The 1933-nt window shown below is 73.9% G+C and carries 1 protein-coding gene; it reads right to left on the reverse strand.

From position 1 onward, the window contains the following. Positions 1 to 137 precede the first annotated feature (137 nt). Positions 138 to 1478 (reverse strand): RNA 5'-3' helicase PhoH2, encoded by a 1341-nt coding sequence (gene phoH2 / locus HCN52_RS24065; RefSeq protein ID WP_168090529.1) that lies wholly within the window; start codon positions 1476 to 1478, stop codon positions 138 to 140. Positions 1479 to 1933: the final 455 nt, after the last annotated feature.

Consider the following 1933-nt stretch of genomic DNA (forward strand, 5'->3'; position numbering starts at 1 on the left):
AGCTGCCGCAGGGGTTCGTCGGCATGCGGGAGGCGCTCGGCAAGCTGGGCTCCGTCAGCCACGACCGCGGGGCGGCGACGGGCCGCACCACGGCACGCGGGCGCGACCGGCCGTGCTGCCGGTCGCGCCCGTGGCGCTCAGTCGGGCAGCCGCCCCTCCTCCAGCATCTCCGTGACCAGCGCCGCGATCGGCGAGCGCTCGGACCGGTTCAGCGTGACGTGCGCGAACAGCGGATGCCCCTTGAGCTTCTCCACCACGGCCACCACGCCGTCGTGCCGGCCGACCCGGAGGTTGTCGCGCTGGGCCACGTCGTGGGTGAGGACGACCCGGGAGCCCTGACCGATGCGCGACAACACCGTCAGCAGCACGTTCCGTTCCAGCGACTGCGCCTCGTCGACGATCACGAAGGCGTCGTGGAGCGAGCGGCCCCGGATGTGCGTCAGGGGCAGGACCTCCAGCATCCCGCGGGCCACGATCTCCTCGATGACGTTGCCGGAGGTGACGGCCCCGAGGGTGTCGAAGACCGCCTGCGCCCACGGGTTCATCTTCTCGGACTCGGTCCCCGGCAGGTAGCCGAGGTCCTGCCCGCCGACCGCGTACAACGGGCGGAAGACCATCACCTTGCGGTGCTGCCGCCGCTCCAGGACGGCCTCCAGCCCCGCGCACAGCGCCAGCGCCGACTTACCCGTGCCCGCCCGGCCGCCCATCGAGACGATCCCGACCTCGGGGTCGAGGAGCAGATCCAGCGCGATGCGCTGCTCGGCGCTGCGTCCGTGGAGGCCGAATGCCTCACGGTCGCCCCGCACCAGTCGGACCCGCCCGTCGGGCGCCACCCGGCCCAGCGCACTGCCCCGCTCGGAGGAGATGACGAGCCCGGTGTGGACGGGGAGGCCCTCGGCGACCGGGTCGCGGACGGCCTCGGTGGCGAACAGTTCGTCGACCGCCTCGCCGCCGAGGTCGATCTCGGCCATGCCCGTCCAGCCGGAGTCCGTCACGGCGAGCTCGGCGCGGTACTCCTCCGCCTGGAGACCGACCGACGACGCCTTGATGCGCAGCGGCAGGTCCTTGGAGACGACGGTGACGTCGTGCCCCTCGGCCTGGAGGTTCCGCGCCACGGCGAGGATGCGGGTGTCGTTGTCCGGCAGTCGGCCGTCCCTGCCGCGCATGGCGGGCGGCAGCACCGTCGGGTCGGAGTGGTTCAGCTCGACCCGGAGGGTGCCACCGACCTCGCCGAGCGGGAGGGGCTCGTCGAGCCGGCCGTACTTCACCCGGAACTCGTCCAGGCGCCGCAGCACCTGCCGGGCGAAGTACCCCAGCTCGGGGTGGTGCCGCTTGGCCTCCAGCTCGGAGATCACGACGACGGGCAGGACCACCTCGTGCTCTTCGAAACGGGTGATCGCGGACGGGTCCGCGAGCAGAACACTGGTGTCAAGGACGTACATGCGCCGGTCGTCGGGGCGCTTCTTGGTCGTCACCACGTGTGGACAAACCCCCTCGGATGAGGTTGGGAGCCGCGGCGCGCCCCGGGACCGGGCGGTCCCGCGCGCCGGGGGTGGTGCCGGAGGGACCTCGCCGCGGGCGGGCCGCACTCCGGCCCTCAGCGAACTCCGTCGTGCTGCGCAAACGGGCCTCCCGGCGGGCCGGGTCCGGGCTCCGACCCGCCGTCAATATGCCCTTCCGTCCGTCGGGTCATACCTCGGATCACCCGGCTGACCCGTTGGGCCCAACCTGGTGGACGTGCGTTCTCCTCGCGTTCCGCCGCCGTGTGCCCGGTGTTCCCCGGGGCTGGAGGGGCGTCGGGGAGCTCCGGACCGCAGGACGGCAGCAGGACCGCCGGGGCCCGGTTCCGGGGCGGCGACGCGCCAGGGGGCGCGGGGCGAGGGCGCGGGACGGGCGTTCGGGAGGCCGCGCCCGTGCCCGGGCCGGTCGCGGG

This window comes from Streptomyces bohaiensis (assembly GCF_012033785.1).
GTDB classification, from domain to species: domain Bacteria; phylum Actinomycetota; class Actinomycetes; order Streptomycetales; family Streptomycetaceae; genus Streptomyces; species Streptomyces bohaiensis.